This window comes from Pseudomonas sp. LBUM1644 (genome assembly GCF_059716195.1).
This window is the reverse complement of the sequence record NZ_CP166812.1, coordinates 400,813-418,552: the sequence shown is the minus strand read 5'-3', so window position 1 is coordinate 418,552 and position 17,740 is coordinate 400,813. Positions and strand designations below refer to the sequence as shown.

The 17,740-nt window shown below is 59.9% G+C and carries 10 protein-coding genes and 1 pseudogene; 3 read left to right on the top strand and 8 right to left on the bottom strand.

Annotated features, from left to right (window positions below):
* The first annotated feature begins 25 nt into the window (after window positions 1-25).
* Together ACA052_RS01945 and ACA052_RS01940 are read left to right on the top strand one after the other, a co-directional pair.
* A pseudogene (locus ACA052_RS01945) lies at window positions 26-1,176 on the top strand (DUF2515 family protein).
* A complete protein-coding gene (locus ACA052_RS01940) occupies window positions 1,173-1,874 on the top strand; it encodes a hypothetical protein (RefSeq protein ID WP_497648155.1) in 702 nt (233 codons plus the stop codon). The pseudogene ACA052_RS01945 and the gene ACA052_RS01940 overlap by 4 nt, the downstream one beginning before the upstream one ends.
* A gap of 276 nt (window positions 1,875-2,150) precedes the next feature.
* Here the strand turns inward: ACA052_RS01940 and ACA052_RS01935 are convergent, their stop codons facing one another.
* Complete coding sequence (locus ACA052_RS01935) at window positions 2,151-3,053, bottom strand: LysR family transcriptional regulator (RefSeq protein WP_497648154.1); 903 nt, start codon at window positions 3,051-3,053, stop codon at window positions 2,151-2,153.
* A gap of 166 nt (window positions 3,054-3,219) precedes the next feature.
* Here ACA052_RS01935 and ACA052_RS01930 point away from each other — a divergent pair, with 166 nt between their 5' ends.
* The gene (locus ACA052_RS01930) at window positions 3,220-4,446 is read left to right on the top strand and encodes an MFS transporter (RefSeq protein WP_497650255.1); all 1,227 of its coding nucleotides are present in this window, start codon (window positions 3,220-3,222) and stop codon (window positions 4,444-4,446) included.
* A 167-nt stretch (window positions 4,447-4,613) separates the two neighbouring features.
* Here the strand turns inward: ACA052_RS01930 and hemE are convergent, their stop codons facing one another.
* The 7 genes from hemE to ACA052_RS01895 all read right to left on the bottom strand — a co-directional run bounded on the left by hemE (window position 4,614) and on the right by ACA052_RS01895 (window position 17,736).
* Window positions 4,614-5,681 (bottom strand): uroporphyrinogen decarboxylase, encoded by a 1,068-nt coding sequence (gene hemE, locus ACA052_RS01925; RefSeq protein ID WP_497648153.1) that lies wholly within the window; start codon window positions 5,679-5,681, stop codon window positions 4,614-4,616.
* A 252-nt stretch (window positions 5,682-5,933) separates the two neighbouring features.
* Entirely contained in the window at window positions 5,934-7,352 is a 1,419-nt protein-coding gene (locus ACA052_RS01920; RefSeq protein WP_497648152.1) for an FAD-dependent oxidoreductase, read from the bottom strand.
* Window positions 7,353-7,474: 122 nt separating this feature from the next.
* The gene (gltB, locus tag ACA052_RS01915) at window positions 7,475-11,923 is read right to left on the bottom strand and encodes a glutamate synthase large subunit (protein ID WP_497648151.1); all 4,449 of its coding nucleotides are present in this window, start codon (window positions 11,921-11,923) and stop codon (window positions 7,475-7,477) included.
* 350 nt (window positions 11,924-12,273) lie between these two features.
* The gene (locus ACA052_RS01910) at window positions 12,274-13,863 is read right to left on the bottom strand and encodes an ExeA family protein (RefSeq protein ID WP_497648150.1); all 1,590 of its coding nucleotides are present in this window, start codon (window positions 13,861-13,863) and stop codon (window positions 12,274-12,276) included.
* Between the two features lie 10 nt (window positions 13,864-13,873).
* A complete protein-coding gene (gene aroB, locus ACA052_RS01905; protein WP_497648149.1) occupies window positions 13,874-14,974 on the bottom strand; it encodes a 3-dehydroquinate synthase in 1,101 nt (366 codons plus the stop codon).
* Between the two features lie 151 nt (window positions 14,975-15,125).
* On the bottom strand, window positions 15,126-15,644 hold the full coding sequence (gene aroK / locus ACA052_RS01900; protein ID WP_201115263.1) for a shikimate kinase AroK: 519 nt from the start codon (window positions 15,642-15,644) through the stop codon (window positions 15,126-15,128).
* Between the two features lie 4 nt (window positions 15,645-15,648).
* Complete coding sequence (locus ACA052_RS01895) at window positions 15,649-17,736, bottom strand: type IV pilus secretin PilQ (RefSeq protein WP_497648148.1); 2,088 nt, start codon at window positions 17,734-17,736, stop codon at window positions 15,649-15,651.
* Window positions 17,737-17,740 lie beyond the last annotated feature (4 nt).

The following is a 17,740-nucleotide window of genomic DNA, read 5'->3' as shown; positions in this document are numbered from 1 at the left end:
TTCCTTGATAAGCAGTCCTCCAGCCATGACCCAGTGTTTCAAAGACCACCCCAGCGATGAACAGCACCTGAACCACAACACCACGCCCATTGCTGACTGTGAATGCATCGAGGTGCGGCTATACGGCATCAAGACCTTTGTGACCGAGGTCCCCATCCTCACGTGCGCAGGCCTTTGGCGTACCTACCAACGCGAAGCCGAAGAAATCGTTGCCCCTGGCGGTGTGCTGATCGCCGACCCGGTGGAGCGCAACCGAGTGATCAACGCGGCCTACGCCCGACTGTGGCTGCATGATCCGCGGTTTCAGTGGGCCGGGCTCGCGGCGTTTGCTTCCAAGCAGGTTGGCTGCGGACTGCTGCATGCGGCGGACAGTATCGGACGTATTGGCGCTGAACATGAGGCCAGGCAGCACTTGCGGGATATCCGCGGTAATTCCGGGTTATTTACTCCGGCCGGATGTCCGAACAGGTCGAGACGTTGCAGGATTACAAAGAAGCGGCTGCGCGTAATCCCGTCCCTTCGGTTGATCTGCGTACACCCGGGGAGAGCTTGTCGTTAGTGCAGCAACAATTCCGGCATGTGCACGACATGATGGCGCTTGGGAACACCACGCTGTTTCTGGATATTTTTCCGCTGCATGAGTTTTATGCGAAGCGTGGATTGAAGGAATTAAAGAAGTGCCTGGGAGCGCGAGAGGGGATTTATGGGCATCCGAAGTTTCCGGTACTTTGGCCGGTGGGGCAGAAAAATCTCCGTTTTGGACAATTCCACCAGGAGATTTTCCTCGCTTTCGAGGCAATTGAGGCAGGTGACGCAACATCAAGCGTGAAGCATCTCGCCGAGCATGAGCAGCAAAACATCCTGCAGCCGACCATTTATGAAGACCGTCAACTCATCGCCTTACTACGTAGTAACCACGCCTCCTACGTCACCGGTTTCCCTTCGGGTGTAGCCCAAGCCATCGAGTTGACACTCGCCAACCAATGCCAACGTCTCGACGATGGCCGCACCATAAGTTTTGACGAAAGCCCGTTGGCCAACCTCGCAGACGTTAAACAGCGTATGGCTTTCGTACTCCGAGCCGCGAGCCGTTTTGACGAAATGTTGCTCGATGATAACCGCTCCATTCTGGAGCAGTCGATTCGAGAGATCGCGGCTGCCGGTGAAGCTCCATGAGTATCCGACAGTGCACCCGGACCTGCGGTGCTTTTCTGATTTTTCTTTTGGCTGCGTTCCAGGTGCATTGCGCTTTCGGCGTGGTATCGAGCGAACCCGAGATTTCCATGATGATTAATGAACCATGGGAAGACATGCGCCAGCGCTCAAGCGCCGAGCTCAACCCCGTTGCGCCGGGGAAGATATCGCACACCATGCCCAAGTCGGATGCTCGCCTGCGCTTTAATGACCCCGAGTTCGGATTTGTGACGCCTTTGGCTCGCTATATCACTGTCTCGTACGCGAACGAACGGGTGGAGAGCATTCGCATGGCCCCGCAGATCGAGCCGTTGCGGCTCGATGATGCTCTTAAAGTAGTGATCGACTTGCAGGACCAATGGCGTGAAAAAGGCTGGGTGACGGTAAACGTTCGTGATGCCCCCCCGATCGCCGACACTCCCGAATGGCGAAGGTGGTTCCGGGATGGAGAACAACCCGCACTATCCTTTTGGCTCGCTGCAGACAAATACAAGACGGTGCTGATTCTGGAGCCGTTCGATGATCTTCCTCCCCACATCGCTGCTCGATACTTGATAACCCTCACTCTTGGCGAACAGTGGATTCCCACCGACGAAGGCGAGTTCGATCTGGAAAACAAACCGGTCACTCCGTTACTCCCTTCCAAGACCCATTCACGGTCAGGTATTCAAACAGGTTAGTAGACCGGGGACCCGAGAGACCGGCGCGCCCGAGAGCGCCCTACGCACAGCCACCATAGAGTGCAGGGACGGGAATACCTGACTGTTTGATGCGCTATGCGCCTCGGGTGGCATTCGCCCTCATGAAAAACCAGAGCGAATACCAGTCGAATTTAAGGCTGCAGGGTTCCCCTGCAACATAGAATCTCCCACAGTGGATGGGTGGTGGAACAGAAACCGTGTGCACACCGCAAATCCTTGTGGGAGCGAGCCTGCTCGCGATTGACTGCGCAGCAGTCACGCCTTCAGCGGCTCAACCTTGCGCGTCAACAACTCCACAAACGCCTTGGCCATTGGCGACTTCTGGTCCTTGCGCTGCACCAGCCACACCGCCGAAACCGCCTCAGGATCGAGCAGCGGCCGATAGACCACGCCATCAATGCGCATCCGCTGATAGGACGCCGGCAGTACCGACACGCCCAACCCCGCCGCGACCAGGCCAATGATGGTCATTGCCTCACCTGCTTCCTGCGCAAAGTGCGGACTGAAACCGGCATCCCGCGCCAGGCTGAGCAGCTGTGCGTACAAACCACTGCCGTAACTGCGTGGGAAAAACACAAATGGTTCGAGTGCCAATGCCGACAGAAACAATCCCTCTTCGCTGTCCTTCACCAACGGATGCTTGGAACTGAGCACCGCCACCAGCGGCTCTCTCATCAGTTCCACCACGCTTAGGGAATCGGGCAACCCCAACGGCCGCATGATCCCGACTTCGATCGACTCGTCCACCAGCGCATCGGCAACCTGGGTACTGCTCATTTCCCGCAAATTCAAATGCACCGCCGGGAAGCGCTGGCGGAACGAGAAAATCGCCTGGGGAATGGTCGAGTTGAACGGTGCCGACGAGGTGAAACCGATTTTCAGTTCGCCTAGTTCGCCGAGTTGCGCACGACGGGCGACATCGGCGGCCTTGTCGACCTGCGCCAGCACCAATCGCGCCTCTTGCAGAAACAGCCGACCGGCTTCGCTGAGCTCGACCCGACGATTGGTCCGCTCGAACAGCCGCGCGCCGACTTCTTGTTCCAGCGCCTGAATCTGCTGGCTCAGCGGCGGCTGCGAGATGCCCAGCACTTGTGCGGCGCGGCCAAAGTGCAGTTCTTCGGCAACGGCGATGAAGTAGCGCAGGTGACGCAATTCCATGAAATCTCCATTAGGTCGTTAAACCTATCAAACAGGTCGAACAATATATTGGATTGAATCATTAGCCAGCTATATGCTTTTTTCATTGCCTGACCGGCTGCGCCCTCCGAGGTCCGAAGTGAAAACTGCTGTCGCCCCACTCGCCCATGAAGTTCCGCCCACCGCGCTGGACGATGTCGTCGCCGAGCTGAAAGAGATCTACATCGAAAAAGGCACGCCGATGTTCCTGCGCACCGTGTTGGCGCTGTTCTCCGGCGGCTTCGCAACCTTCGCACTGCTTTACTGCGTGCAGCCGATGATGCCGCTGCTGTCCCACGAATATTCGATCAACGCGGCCCAGAGCAGCCTGATTCTGTCGGTGGCCACTGGCATGCTCGCCATTGGCCTGCTGATCACCGGCCCGATCTCTGATCGTGTCGGACGCAAACCGGTGATGGTCACCGCGTTGTTCGCCGCGGCCTTGTGCACCATGGCCAGCGCGATGATGCCGAGCTGGGAAGGCGTATTGATCATGCGCGCGTTGATCGGGTTATCGTTGAGCGGCCTGGCGGCGGTGGCCATGACTTACCTGAGCGAAGAGATTCATCCACAGCACATCGGCCTGGCCATGGGTTTGTATATCGGCGGTAACGCGATTGGCGGGATGAGCGGGCGCTTGATCACCGGCGTATTGATCGACTTCGTCAGCTGGCACACGGCGATGCTGGTGATCGGCGGCCTGGCCCTGATTGCAGCCACTGTGTTCTGGAAAATCCTCCCCGAGTCGCGCAATTTCCGCGCCCGCTCGCTGCACCCGCGCAGTTTGATTGACGGCTTCACCATGCACTTTCGCGACGCCGGCCTGCCGCTGTTGTTTCTCGAAGCCTTTGTGCTGATGGGCGCGTTCGTCACGCTGTTCAACTACATCGGCTATCGCCTGCTGGCCGAGCCGTATCACATGGAACAGGCGTTTGTAGGGTTGCTCTCGGTGGTCTACCTGTCGGGCATCTACAGCTCGGCGAAGATCGGTTCGCTGGCCGACAAACTGGGTCGCCGCAAAGTGCTCTGGGCGACAATCGTGCTGATGCTCGCCGGCTTGGCCCTGACGATGTTCACGCCACTGCCTATTGTGATTATCGGCATGCTGATATTCACCTTCGGCTTCTTCGGCGCGCATTCGGTGGCAAGCAGCTGGATCGGCCGTCGGGCGATCAAGGCCAAGGGTCAGGCGTCGTCGTTGTATCTGTTCAGCTATTACGCCGGTTCGAGCATTGCCGGTACGGCAGGCGGGGTGTTCTGGCACTTGGGTGGATGGAACGGGATTGGGTTGTTTATCGGCACGTTGTTGTTGATTGCGCTGTTGGTGGCGTTGAAGCTGGCGAAGTTGCCGCCGCTAAGTGGTGTGAAAGCATAAAAGCAAAAGATCGCAGCCTGCGGCAGCTCCTACAGGAAACCGAGTACAACACGTGAATTTACGGTTGTACTCAATACCTGTAGGAGCTGCCGAAGGCTGCGATCTTTTGATCTTTGCGATACAAAAACGCCCGGCTTAAGCCGGGCGTTTTGATTATCGGGCGACGATCACTCGTGATACTGCGCCGACAACTCATGCACCGCGCGCATGAACGCACCCGCATGCTCCGGGTCGACTTCCGGGGTGATGCCATGGCCGAGGTTGAACACGTGGCCGCTGCCTTTACCGTAGCTCGCGAGGATTCGGCCGACTTCGGCGCGAATGGCTTCTGGCTTGGCGTAGAGCACGGTCGGGTCCATGTTGCCTTGCAGGGCGACTTTGCTGCCCACACGCTGGCGAGCTTCGCCAATGTCGCAAGTCCAGTCCAGGCCCAGCGCGTCCGCGCCAGCGTCGGCAATGCTTTCAAGCCATAGCCCGCCATTCTTGGTGAACAGGATGACCGGCACTTTGCGGCCTTCGTGTTCGCGGATCAGGCCGCTGACGATTTTGCGCATGTAAGCCAGGGAGAACTCCTGATACGCCGCCGCCGAGAGGTTGCCGCCCCAGGTATCGAAGATCTGCACCGCTTGCGCACCGGCCATGATCTGGCCGTTGAGGTAGCTGGTGACGGACTGCGCGAGCTTGTCCAGCAGCAGGTGCATGGCTTGCGGGTTGTCGTAGAGCATGGCCTTGGTCTTGCGGAAGTCTTTCGACGAGCCGCCTTCGACCATGTAGGTAGCCAGGGTCCATGGGCTGCCGGAGAAGCCGATCAGCGGCACGCGGCCGTTGAGTTCACGGCGGATGGTGCTGACCGCGTCCATGACGTAGCCGAGGTCTTTGTGTGGATCAGGAATCGGCAGGGCTTCGATGTCAGCCAGCGTGCTGACGACTTTCTTGAAGCGCGGGCCTTCACCGGTTTCGAAGTACAGGCCTTGGCCCATGGCATCCGGGATGGTCAGGATATCGGAGAAGAGGATCGCCGCGTCCAGTTGCGGGTAGCGGTCGAGCGGTTGCATCGTGACTTCGCACGCGAACTCCGGGTTCATGCACAGGCTCATGAAGTCGCCGGCCTTGGCACGGCTGGCGCGGTATTCAGGCAGGTAGCGACCGGCCTGACGCATCATCCACACGGGGGTGACGTCTACGGGTTGCTTGAGCAGGGCGCGAAGGAAACGGTCGTTCTTCAGGGCAGTCATGTCGGCATCCGGAAAAAAAGTGCGGGCATTTTCTCAGAGCGCGACGCAAAAGGCACGGCAAGCGCCGCGCCTTTTGTCTATCGGGTCAATTTGTCGCGGTGGAACCCGGTATTCGCAACACCACAAAACCAATGTGGGAGCGGGCTTGCTCGCGAAAGCGGTGTGTCAGTCGACATTAATATTGACTGTTACACCGCCTTCGCGAGCAAGCCCGCTCCCACATTTGATTGCATTCCAATTCTGGATTGCGGTTTAGACGCCCAGGTAATCCAGGATCCCTTCGGCAGCATTGCGGCCTTCGAAGATCGCCGTTACCACCAGGTCAGAGCCGCGAACCATGTCGCCACCGGCGAAGATTTTCGGGTTGCTGGTCTGGTGCTTGTACTGACCTTGTTCCGGCGCCACGACGCGTCCCTGGCTGTCGGTCTGGATGCTGAATTGCTCGAACCACGACGCCGGACTTGGACGGAAACCGAAAGCGATAACCACGGCGTCCGCCGGGATGATCTCTTCGGAGCCCGGGATCGGCTCAGGGCTGCGACGGCCACGGGCGTCCGGCTCGCCGAGACGGGTCTCGACCACTTTCACGCCTTCGACGCGATCTTCACCGACGATGGCGATCGGTTGGCGATTGTAGAGGAACTTCACGCCTTCTTCCTTGGCGTTCTTCACCTCTTTGCGCGAGCCCGGCATGTTTGCTTCGTCGCGACGATAGGCACAGGTCACCGACTTGGCACCCTGGCGAATCGACGTACGGTTGCAGTCCATCGCCGTGTCGCCGCCGCCCAGCACCACCACCTTCTTGCCTTTCATGTCGACGAAATCTTCCGGCGACTTTTCAAAGCCCAGGTTGCGGTTGACGTTGGCGATCAGGAAGTCCAGCGCGTCATGCACACCTGGCAGGTCCTCACCGGCAAAGCCGCCCTTCATGTACGTGTAGGTGCCCATCCCCATGAACACGGCATCGTATTCTTCGAGCAACTGCTCGATGGTCACGTCCTTGCCCACTTCGGTGTTCAGGCGGAACTCGATGCCCATGCCGGTGAAGACTTCGCGACGATTGCTCAGCACGGTCTTTTCCAGCTTGAACTCCGGGATACCGAAGGTCAGCAGACCGCCGATTTCCGGGTTCTTGTCGAACACCACCGGAGTCACTCCACCACGTACCAGCACGTCGGCACAGCCCAGGCCCGCAGGGCCTGCGCCGATGACCGCGACACGTTTGCCGGTCGGCTTGACCTTGGACATGTCCGGGCGCCAGCCCATGGCGAACGCGGTGTCGGTGATGTACTTCTCGACCGAACCGATGGTCACCGCGCCAAAACCGTCGTTGAGGGTGCAGGCACCTTCGCACAGACGATCCTGCGGGCACACCCGGCCGCACACTTCCGGCAGGGTGTTGGTCTGGTGCGACAGCTCGGCGGCCTGAAGGATGTTGCCCTCGGCCACCAGCTTCAGCCAGTTCGGAATGAAGTTGTGCACCGGGCACTTCCATTCGCAATACGGGTTACCGCAACCCAGGCAGCGGTGGGCCTGATCGGCCGAATGCTGGGGTTTGAAGGGTTCGTAGATCTCCACGAACTCTTTCTTGCGTTGACGCAACAGTTTCTTCTTCGGATCTTTGCGCCCGACATCGATGAACTGGAAGTCGTTATTCAGACGTTCAGCCATTGTTAAAACCTCTCAACAGCAGCTCGAAGCTACAAGCTTCAAGCTGCAAGACAATCACGGTGGCAGGCACATCGCGCACTGCTGTTAACTTGCGGCTTAAAGCTTGCCGCTTGCAGCTGCCCTTATTGCGGACTCGCACGCGTACTGGAGAGCAACGATTTCAAGCTCGCCGCTTTCGGTTTCACCAGCCAGAAACGACGCAAGTAATCGTCGAGGTTCTCGGCCAGATTACGACCCCATTCGCTGTCGGTTTCCGCGACGTATTCGTCCAGCACGCGCTGCAGGTGGCTGCGATAAGCTTCCATCGCTTCGCCGCTGATCCGCTGGATTTCCACCAGTTCGTGGTTGACCCGGTCAACGAAGCTGTTGTCCTGGTCGAGCACGTAGGCGAAACCGCCGGTCATGCCTGAGCCGAAGTTGTAACCGGTCTTGCCCAGGACGCAGACGAAACCACCGGTCATGTACTCGCAGCAGTGATCGCCAGTGCCTTCCACCACGGTGTGAGCACCGGAGTTACGCACCGCGAAACGCTCGCCCGCGGTGCCGGCGGCGAACAGCTTGCCGCCAGTGGCACCGTACAGGCAGGTATTACCGATGATTGCACTGTCCTGAGTCTTATAGGCGCTGCCCTTCGGCGGAACGATGACCAGTTTGCCGCCGGTCATGCCTTTGCCGACGTAGTCGTTGGCGTCGCCTTCCAGGTACATGTTCAGGCCACCGGCGTTCCACACACCGAAGCTCTGACCGGCCGTCCCTTTGAAGCGGAAGGTGATCGGCGCATTCGCCATGCCTTGGTTGCCGTGCTTGCGCGCGATTTCACCGGAGATGCGCGCGCCGATCGAGCGGTCGCAGTTGCAGATATCCAGAGCGAAATCGGCGCCGCTCTTGTCGTTGATGGCCGAAGTGGCCATGTCGACCATTTTCTCGGCCAGCAGGCCTTTGTCGAACGGCGGGTTGCGCTCTACCTGGCAGAATTGTGGCTTGTCTGCCGGGATGTGATCGCTGCCGAGCAACGGGGTCAGGTCCAGGTGCTGCTGCTTGGCGGTCTGGCCTTCGAGGATGTCCAGCAGATCGGTGCGACCGATCAGCTCTTCGAGGGAACGCACGCCCAGCTTGGCCAGCCACTCACGGGTTTCTTCGGCGACGTAGGTGAAGAAATTCACCACCATGTCGACGGTCCCGATGTAGTGATCCTTGCGCAGCTTCTCGTTCTGAGTCGCGACGCCGGTGGCGCAGTTGTTCAGGTGGCAGATACGCAGGTATTTGCAGCCCAGGGCGATCATTGGCGCGGTGCCGAAGCCGAAGCTTTCAGCGCCAAGGATAGCGGCCTTGATCACGTCGAGGCCGGTCTTCAGGCCGCCATCGGTCTGTACCCGGACTTTGCCGCGCAGGTCGTTGCCACGCAGGGTCTGGTGGGTTTCGGCCAGGCCGAGCTCCCACGGTGCGCCCGCGTACTTGATCGAGGTCAGCGGCGATGCGCCGGTGCCGCCGTCGTAGCCGGAGATGGTGATCAAGTCCGCGTAGGCCTTGGCCACGCCGGCGGCGATGGTGCCGACGCCCGCTTCAGCCACCAGTTTCACCGAGACCAGCGCCTTGGGATTGACTTGTTTCAAGTCGAAAATCAGCTGCGACAAGTCTTCGATCGAGTAGATGTCGTGGTGCGGCGGCGGCGAAATCAGGGTCACGCCCGGCACTGCGTAACGCAGCTTGGCGATCAGACCGTTGACCTTGCCACCCGGCAGCTGACCACCTTCACCGGGCTTGGCGCCCTGGGCAACTTTGATCTGCAGCACTTCAGCGTTGACCAGGTATTCCGGGGTTACCCCGAAACGACCCGTCGCAACTTGCTTGATTTTCGAGCTCTTGATGGTGCCGTAGCGCGCCGGGTCTTCGCCGCCTTCGCCGGAGTTGGAACGCGCACCGAGACGGTTCATGGCTTCGGCCAGGGCTTCGTGGGCTTCCGGCGACAGGGCGCCGAGTGAGATGCCCGCGGAGTCGAAGCGCTTGAGCACCGATTCCAGCGGCTCGATCTCGCTGATGTCCAGCGGCGTGTCCAGGGTTTTGACTTTGAACAGGTCGCGGATCATCGACACCGGGCGGTTGTCCACCAGCGACGTGTATTCCTTGAACTTACTGTAGTCACCCTGCTGCACAGCGGCTTGCAACGTGTTGACCACGTCCGGGTTGTACGCGTGATATTCGCCACCGTGGACGAACTTCAGCAGGCCGCCCTGCTGGATCGGCTTGCGCGGGCTCCAGGCTTCGGCGGCGAGGGCTTTCTGCTCGGCTTCGATGTCGACGAAACGCGCGCCCTTGATGCGGCTTGGCACGCCACGGAAGCTCAGGTTGCACACTTCCTCGGACAGGCCGATGGCTTCGAACAACTGCGCACCGCGGTACGAAGTAATGGTCGAGATACCCATCTTCGACAGGATCTTCAGCAGACCTTTGGTGATGCCTTTGCGGTAGTTCTTGAACACCTCATAGAGGTCGCCCAGCACTTCACCGGTGCGGATCAGGTCGCCCAGCACTTCGTAGGCCAGGAACGGGTAGACCGCCGAGGCGCCGAACCCGATCAACACCGCAAAGTGATGCGGGTCGCGAGCGGTGGCGGTTTCCACGAGGATGTTGGAATCGCAACGCAGGCCTTTTTCGGTCAGGCGGTGATGCACCGCGCCGGTGGCGAGCGAAGCGTGGATCGGCAACTTGCCCGGACCGATGTGGCGGTCACTCAGCACAACCTGGGTACGACCGGCGCGCACGGCTTCTTCAGCCTGATCGGCGACATTGCGGATGGCCGCTTCGAGGCCGACGCTTTCGTCGTAGTTGAGGTCGATGATCGCGCGTTCGAAGCCCGGGCGATCGAGGTTCATCAGCGAGCGCCACTTGGCCGGGGAAATCACCGGCGAGCTGAGGATCACGCGCGAGGCGTGTTCCGGCGACTCCTGGAAGATGTTGCGCTCGGCACCGAGGCAGATCTCCAGCGACATGACGATGGCTTCACGCAGCGGGTCGATCGGCGGGTTGGTGACCTGCGCGAACTGCTGGCGGAAATAATCGTACGGCGTGCGCACGCGCTGGGACAGCACGGCCATCGGCGTATCGTCGCCCATCGAGCCGACGGCTTCGTAGCCTTGCTCGCCGAGCGGACGCAGCACCTGATCACGTTCTTCGAACGTGACCTGGTACATCTTCATGTATTGCTTGAGTTGGTCAACGTCGTAGAACGCCGAGCCGTGGTCGTTATCTTCCATGGTCGCCTGGATGCGCAGGGCATTCTTGCGCAGCCATTGCTTGTACGGATGACGCGACTTCAAACGGTTGTCGATGGCATCGGTGTCGAGGATCTGACCGGTTTCGGTGTCCACGGCAAAGATCTGGCCCGGGCCGACACGGCCCTTGGCGATCACGTCTTCAGGCTGGTAGTTCCAGACACCGATTTCCGAGGCCAGGGTGATAAAACCGTTCTTGGTGGTGACCCAGCGCGCCGGACGCAGACCGTTACGGTCGAGCAGGCACACCGCGTAGCGACCGTCGGTCATTACCACGCCGGCCGGGCCGTCCCACGGTTCCATGTGCATCGAGTTGTATTCGTAGAACGCCCGCAGGTCCGGGTCCATGGTCTCGACGTTCTGCCACGCAGGCGGAATGATCATCCGCACGCCGCGGAACAGGTCGATGCCACCGGTGACCATCAGCTCAAGCATGTTGTCCATGCTGGAGGAGTCGGAACCGACGCGGTTGACCAGCGGGCCGAGCTCTTCGAGATCGGGCATCAGGTCGTTGGCGAACTTGGTGCGACGGGCCACGGCCCAGTTGCGGTTGCCGGTGATGGTGTTGATCTCGCCGTTGTGGGCGAGGAAGCGGAATGGCTGGGCCAGCGGCCATTTCGGCAGGGTGTTGGTGGAGAAGCGCTGGTGGAACACGCAGATCGCGGTTTGCAGGCGCTGGTCGCTCAGGTCTGGATAGAAGGCGGTCAAATCCGCCGGCATCATCAGGCCTTTATAAATGATGGTCTTGTGGGAAAAGCTGCAGATGTAGTGATCGACGTCGGCGGCGTTGGCCACGGACGAACGACGACGAGAGCTGAACAGCTTGATCGCCATGTCCTGGTCGCTCAGGCCTTCACCACCGATGAACACTTGTTCAATCTGCGGCAGGCGCTCAAGCGCCAGGCGGCCCAGTACGCTGGTGTCGATGGGCACTTTGCGCCAGCCGATCAGCTGCAGGCCGGCGGCCAGGATCTCGCGGTTCATGTTCGCGCGAGCGGCTTGGGCCTTCACCGGATCCTGGTTGAAGAACACCATGCCCACCGCATATTGCTTGGGCATTTCAACGCCGAAGGTTTCCTGGGCGATGGCTCGCAGGAACACATCCGGCTTTTGAATCAGCAGACCGCAACCGTCACCGGTCTTGCCGTCGGCGTTGATCCCACCGCGGTGGGTCATGCAGGTCAGGGCCTCGATGGCCGTTTGCAAAAGGGTATGACTGGGCTCGCCCTGCATATGGGCTATCAGGCCGAAACCGCAGTTATCCTTGAATTCATCTGGTTGGTACAGACCTGCTTTCATAGACACTTTCTCACCAGGCTGCCTCTTAACGAGGCAAATTTCTTTTCAATTCAACCACTTACCATCCGCGCCGGACGTGCGCCAGCTTTGCGGGGGCAAAAGGGAGGTCATTGTACACACCGACACAGAGGCTCACAAATTTGACGACGAACTGTCGCAAATCTATGTCGCATTTGTGAAAGGTTTAAAGCGATATGCTGTGCTAGTCAAAACTTTTTTAATGTTGACCGCAACGACTCAAAGACTACTGTGACGCAGACACCACAAGGCACGCGGCCTGGAGAGGCGGCATGCGCTTGTAGAAATTTTGAGGTGCCGGGAGAGGCGGCCTGGGTAAGGCCGCCGAATCTTCAGCGAGTTGTTGCCAGTTCCTGTTGGACGCTGGCGACAGTGCGAGGCCAAGGTTTACCAGCCTGAACCTTCGCTGGCAAGGCCTTGATGGCGGTAACGGCTGCATCGCGGTTGGCGAAGTTACCGTAGGTGATGACGTATAGCGGCTTGCCGTTGAGGACTTTCTTGAAATAACGGTACTCGCCGCCCTGCTCTTTCACGAAGCTTTGCGCGGTCGCTTCAGAGCTGGTGCCGAGGATCTGCACCACGTAGTTGCTCGTCGGTTGCCCGGCATACCAAGTGCCGCCAGCGCCTTTCGCAGCGACGACCGGTTTCTCGGCAGGCTTGGCGACAGCCACGGCGGCTGGCTTCGCGGGTGCTGCAGCGGGCTTCACGACTGGCGCAGCCGGGGCTGGCTTGGCCGTCGCGACCTGAGTCGGCGCTGGCGCCGGTTTGGCGGCCGGTGTCGGCGCAGGGCCTGGCTGAATGCCCGCTGGCGGCGCAGTGCTAGTCACGGTCGGGGGTGTAGCGCTTGAACCTTCGACCGGCACGCCGTCATCGCCTTCGGTGATGCCACCGGCCGCTTCGGCCAGCGGGCCGCGCATGACCGGCTGCGAGTTGCCGACCAGCGGCAATGGCATCGGCTGCGTATTACCGGCGAATTCGACGGATGGAGCGCCGCCGCTGTTCGGTTTGGGCGTGCCCAGCGGCAGTTGTGCCTGTTCGTTGGCAGGAGCGCCAGTGGTCGGTGCTTTGCTGCGACCCGGCATCAACCAGGCGGCGGCTACCGCGACCACGACGACGGCGGAAATCGCCAATACGTGTTTCTTCGGCATGTTGAACCCCATACTTGGACGCTTGACCGCTGAGCGGCTGGCTATCATGGCTTCGATCATCGCATCGCGGGCGACCTGGTTGATGGTGCCAGGCCAACCCTCGGAGCTTTCGTGAATATCAGAGATCTGATCTGCGGTAAAAAGTTCGATACCCCGACCGGCGCCTTCGAGCCGCTGATCCAGATATTCGCGGGTTTCTTCTTCGGTATAGGGCTGCAATTCGATGACGTGGAAACGCTCTTCCTCAAGACTCAACTGCTCCAGCTGAGCGATCAGCGACGACTCGCCGAACAGGAACACATGCGGGCGACCTTCCGGGGCGCCGGCAGCCAATGTCATCAAGACTTCGAGGGCGGATTCGTCGAGCTGCTCGGCGTCATCCACCAGCAAATAAACTTCCTGGCCGGTCAGCGCGAGCTGCACCACCTGGGCCAGGATCGCCCCGGTCTCGGCCTGTGCGACGTTCAGCGTCTGCGCTATCTGTCGCAGAAGGCCCGCCGCATCGCCGGCACCGCGCGCAGAAACCACCACGCTTTGAACGGATTGCTTGTTAGTGCTGGCCACCAGAGCCTGACGCAACAGGGTCTTGCCACTGCCCTCAGGGCCAGTGACCACCAGCAGCAACTGGCTGTAGCGGGCCAGGTGATGCAATTGTCCCAGCACCGGCTTGCGCTGGGCCGGGAAAAATTTGAAGCCAGGGACCCGTGGAGCGAAAGGGTCGTGACTCAACTGGTAGTGGCCGAGGAAAGCCTCGTCGGCATGCAAACTAGTCATCGGGATCTTATTAACCTTTAAGCTGAGCCAGGGCGCGGTAATTCGCTCCCAGCGTGGCCTGTAGAACCTCTTTCGGATAATCGTCGGTCACCACCGCTTCGCCCATGTGGCGCAGCAGCACCAGGCGCAAACGACCGTCGATCACTTTCTTGTCAATTGCCATGTGTTCGAGGAAATCGGCTTCGGTCATCTCTTCAGGCGGGATGACCGGCAGGCCGGCACGCTGAAACAGGCGGATACCGCGATCGCGCTCTTGCTCGCTGATCCAGCCCAGGCGCGCGGACATTTCCAACGCCATTACCGTGCCAGCAGCCACGGCTTCACCATGAAGCCAGACACCATAGCCCATGTGGGTTTCGATGGCGTGGCCAAAGGTGTGCCCCAGATTGAGCGTGGCGCGCACGCCGTTTTCCTTTTCGTCCGCACCGACCACCGCAGCCTTGGCCGCGCAGGAACGCTCGATGGCGTACGTCAGGGCGACCTGGTCGAGGGCGCGCAGGCGATCGACATTTTCTTCAAGCCAGGTCAGGAACGGCTCGTCGCAGATCAGCCCGTACTTGATCACCTCGGCAAGGCCGGCGGAGAGTTCGCGAGGCGGCAGGGTATTGAGGGAGGCGGTATCGATCAGCACCACGTTCGGCTGATAGAAGGCGCCGACCATGTTCTTGCCCATTGGATGATTGATCCCGGTCTTGCCGCCCACCGAAGAGTCGACTTGCGACAGCAGCGTGGTCGGGACCTGAATGAAATCGACCCCGCGCTGGTAACAGGCAGCAGCAAAACCGGCCATGTCACCAATGACGCCGCCACCGAGGGCGATCACGGTGGTGCGGCGGTCGTGCCGTGCGGTCAGCAGGCCGTCGAAAATCAGCTGCAGGGTTTCCCAGGTCTTGAAGGCTTCGCCGTCAGGCAGCACCACGGAAATCACCGAGAACTGCGCGAGGCTGCGGGTCAGACGTTCGAGATAGAGCGGCGCAACGGTTTCGTTGGAGATGATCGCCACTTGCCGTCCGCGTATATGCGGGGCCAGCAGCTCAGGCTGATCCAACAAACCTTCGCCAATATGAATCGGGTAGCTGCGCTCGCCCAGATCGACCTTGAGTGTCTGCATGTGTCCCCACAGTGAAGATGGAATCAGGCGTCCTGCCTTGAATTAACGAATGTCCACGGCGTCCGTTGGTGTGACGCTGTTCGGTAGCCGTCCGCCACAACCTTGAGCGGCCATGACAGGACGCCGAGGATAGCGCATTTCGCGCTGCGCTTTAACGAGGCGGTAGTTGCTGCAAGCGCTCTAGAATATCGAGTACCACCATTCGCGGCGGCCGCTCATCGGTTTCTACCACCAGGTCGGCTATTTCCCGATAAAGCGGGTCGCGGATCGCCAGCAGATCCCGAAGGGTCTTGGCCGGATCGGCAGTACGCAACAAGGGGCGATTGCGATCGCGGGCAGTGCGACCAACCTGCTGTTCGACCGAGGCATGCAGATAGACCACCCGACCACCGGCGCGCAGCGCCCGACGATTGGCTTCGCGCATGACGGCTCCGCCGCCGGTCGCCAATACCACGCCATCGCACTCGCAGAGCTCGGCAATCATTGCCTGCTCGCGGTCACGAAAACCCGGTTCACCTTCTTTATCGAAAATCCACGGGATATTGGCACCCGTGCGCAATTCAATTTCCTTATCGGAATCTTTGAACGGCAGGCGCAGCTCTTTGGCCAGCAACCGGCCGATGGTGCTTTTTCCAGCCCCCATCGGTCCTACAAGAATCAAATTTCGCACAGAATCAACGACTCACAGCAATCGCCTGGTTATTCATGATACGCGGAGTGAGAAACACCAACAGCTCGGATTTTTTCTCCGAAACCACGTCACGCCGGAAAAGGCGGCCAAGATACGGCACATCGCCAAGAAATGGCACCTTATCTACAACCTTGCTCTGAGTATTTGAGAAAACACCCCCAATTACGATGGTCTCGCCGTCGTTGACCAGCACCTTGGCGTTGACCTCGTTTTTCTTGATCGGCGGTACATCCTGCACCTTGTTCAAGTAATCGGGTTCGTCCTTGGTGACTTTGACCTCCATGATGATCCGGTTGTCCGGGGTGATCTGTGGCGTCACTTCCAGCGACAGCGAGGCCTCTTTGAACGACACCGACGTCGCGCCGCTGGAGCTGGCTTCCTGGTAGGGGATTTCAGTGCCCTTGAGGATTTTCGCGGTTTCCTTGTCCGACGTGACCACTTTGGGTTGCGAGACAATTTCGCCGTTGCCGGTCTTCTCCATCGCCGTCAGCTCCAGGTCGAGCAGCACGTTGTCAGTGATGAAGGCGATGCCGAGCCCCGACGTATTGCCGACGGTGCCCATGTCGACGAACGGTGAGTTAGTGCTGGTGCTGCCGGGGGTGCCGATGGTCGACGAGGCATTTGCACCGTTGCTGACGCCTGAAGTGTTCCAGTTGCCTTTGTTCTGGATCGATCCACCCCAGCGCACGCCGAGGCTTTTGTCGTAGTCGACGTTGGCTTCGACGATGCGCGCTTCGATCATCACCTGACGCACCGGGATATCCAGTTGCGCAACAATACGGCGAAGTTCGTCGAGGCGGTCCTGGGTCTGGTAGGCGATGATGTTGTTGGTCCGCTCATCAACGGTAATCGAACCCCGCTCGTCGATCTTTGCTTCGGCACTGGTCACCGAGGTGAACAGCTTGGCGATATCGGCAGCCTTGGCATAGTTGACCTGCAACAGCTCGCGCCGCAGCGGTGCCAGCTCGGCGATCTGTTTCTGCGACTCCAGCTCCTGGCGCTCGCGAGCGGCGATTTCATCGGCCGGCGCGACGAGCAAGACGTTGCCGATCTTGCGTTTATCCAACCCCTTGGTTTTCAGCACCAGGTCCAACGCCTGATCCCACGGTACGTTTTGCAAGCGCAGGGTGATTCCGCCCTGCACCGTGTCACTGGCGACCAGATTGAGGTTGGTGAAGTCGGCGATCAGTTGCAGCACCGATCTCACATCGATGTCCTGGAAGTTCAGCGAGAGCTTTTCACCGGTGTAGGCGAAACGTTCGGTATTGCGCTTCTGCAGGTCGTCGGCGGTCATCGGCCGGATGCTGACCGTCAGCTTGTTGTCGGTCTGATAGGTCGAGTAATCGAAAGCGCCGCTGGGCTCGATGCTGATCGTGGCCCGGTCACCCGTGGCGCTGGCGTTGACGAACTGCACCGGCGTCGCGAAATCCTTCACGTCCAGGCGCACACGCAACGGTTCGGGCAATTGGGTCCTGGCGAAACCGAGGATTATTTTACCGTCGTGCTCCTGAATGTCCGGGGCGATGGACGGATCCGACAGATCGATGACCACATTGCCTTCACCCTGGGTGCCACGCTGGAAATCCACCCCCCGAATCGCCTTGCCCACCGGCGCATAGGTTTTCGCCGGGGCGGCTGAGGCTGTGGCTGGACGGGGGGCACTGGCAGCTGGCCTGGACGCTGCTTTGCCCGCGCCCTGCCCGATGACCACAAACAGATTGCTGCCTTCGACCCGCGTGGTGTACGGGGTCAATTGGGTCAGGTTGATAATCAACCGCGTACGATCCTTGGCTTCCACCACCGTGGCGCTGCGGGCATTGCCGCCGCCAAGCTCACGATTCTTGCTCGCCAGCTTACTGACCACGCCGGGCAGATCCAGGGCAATTCGTGCCGGCTGCTCAGTCGTGTACCCACGGGGCGCGGGGGGTGGCGTATCGAACGATAACTTCAACTCGACGCGGTCACCGGGTAGCGCGGCAACATCCAGCGCTTTGAGGGTAGCCGCTTGTACCATCGGCGAAACCAACGCTATCCATAGCGAAATGCCGACAGTTGAGAAAATCCTGTTCATTATT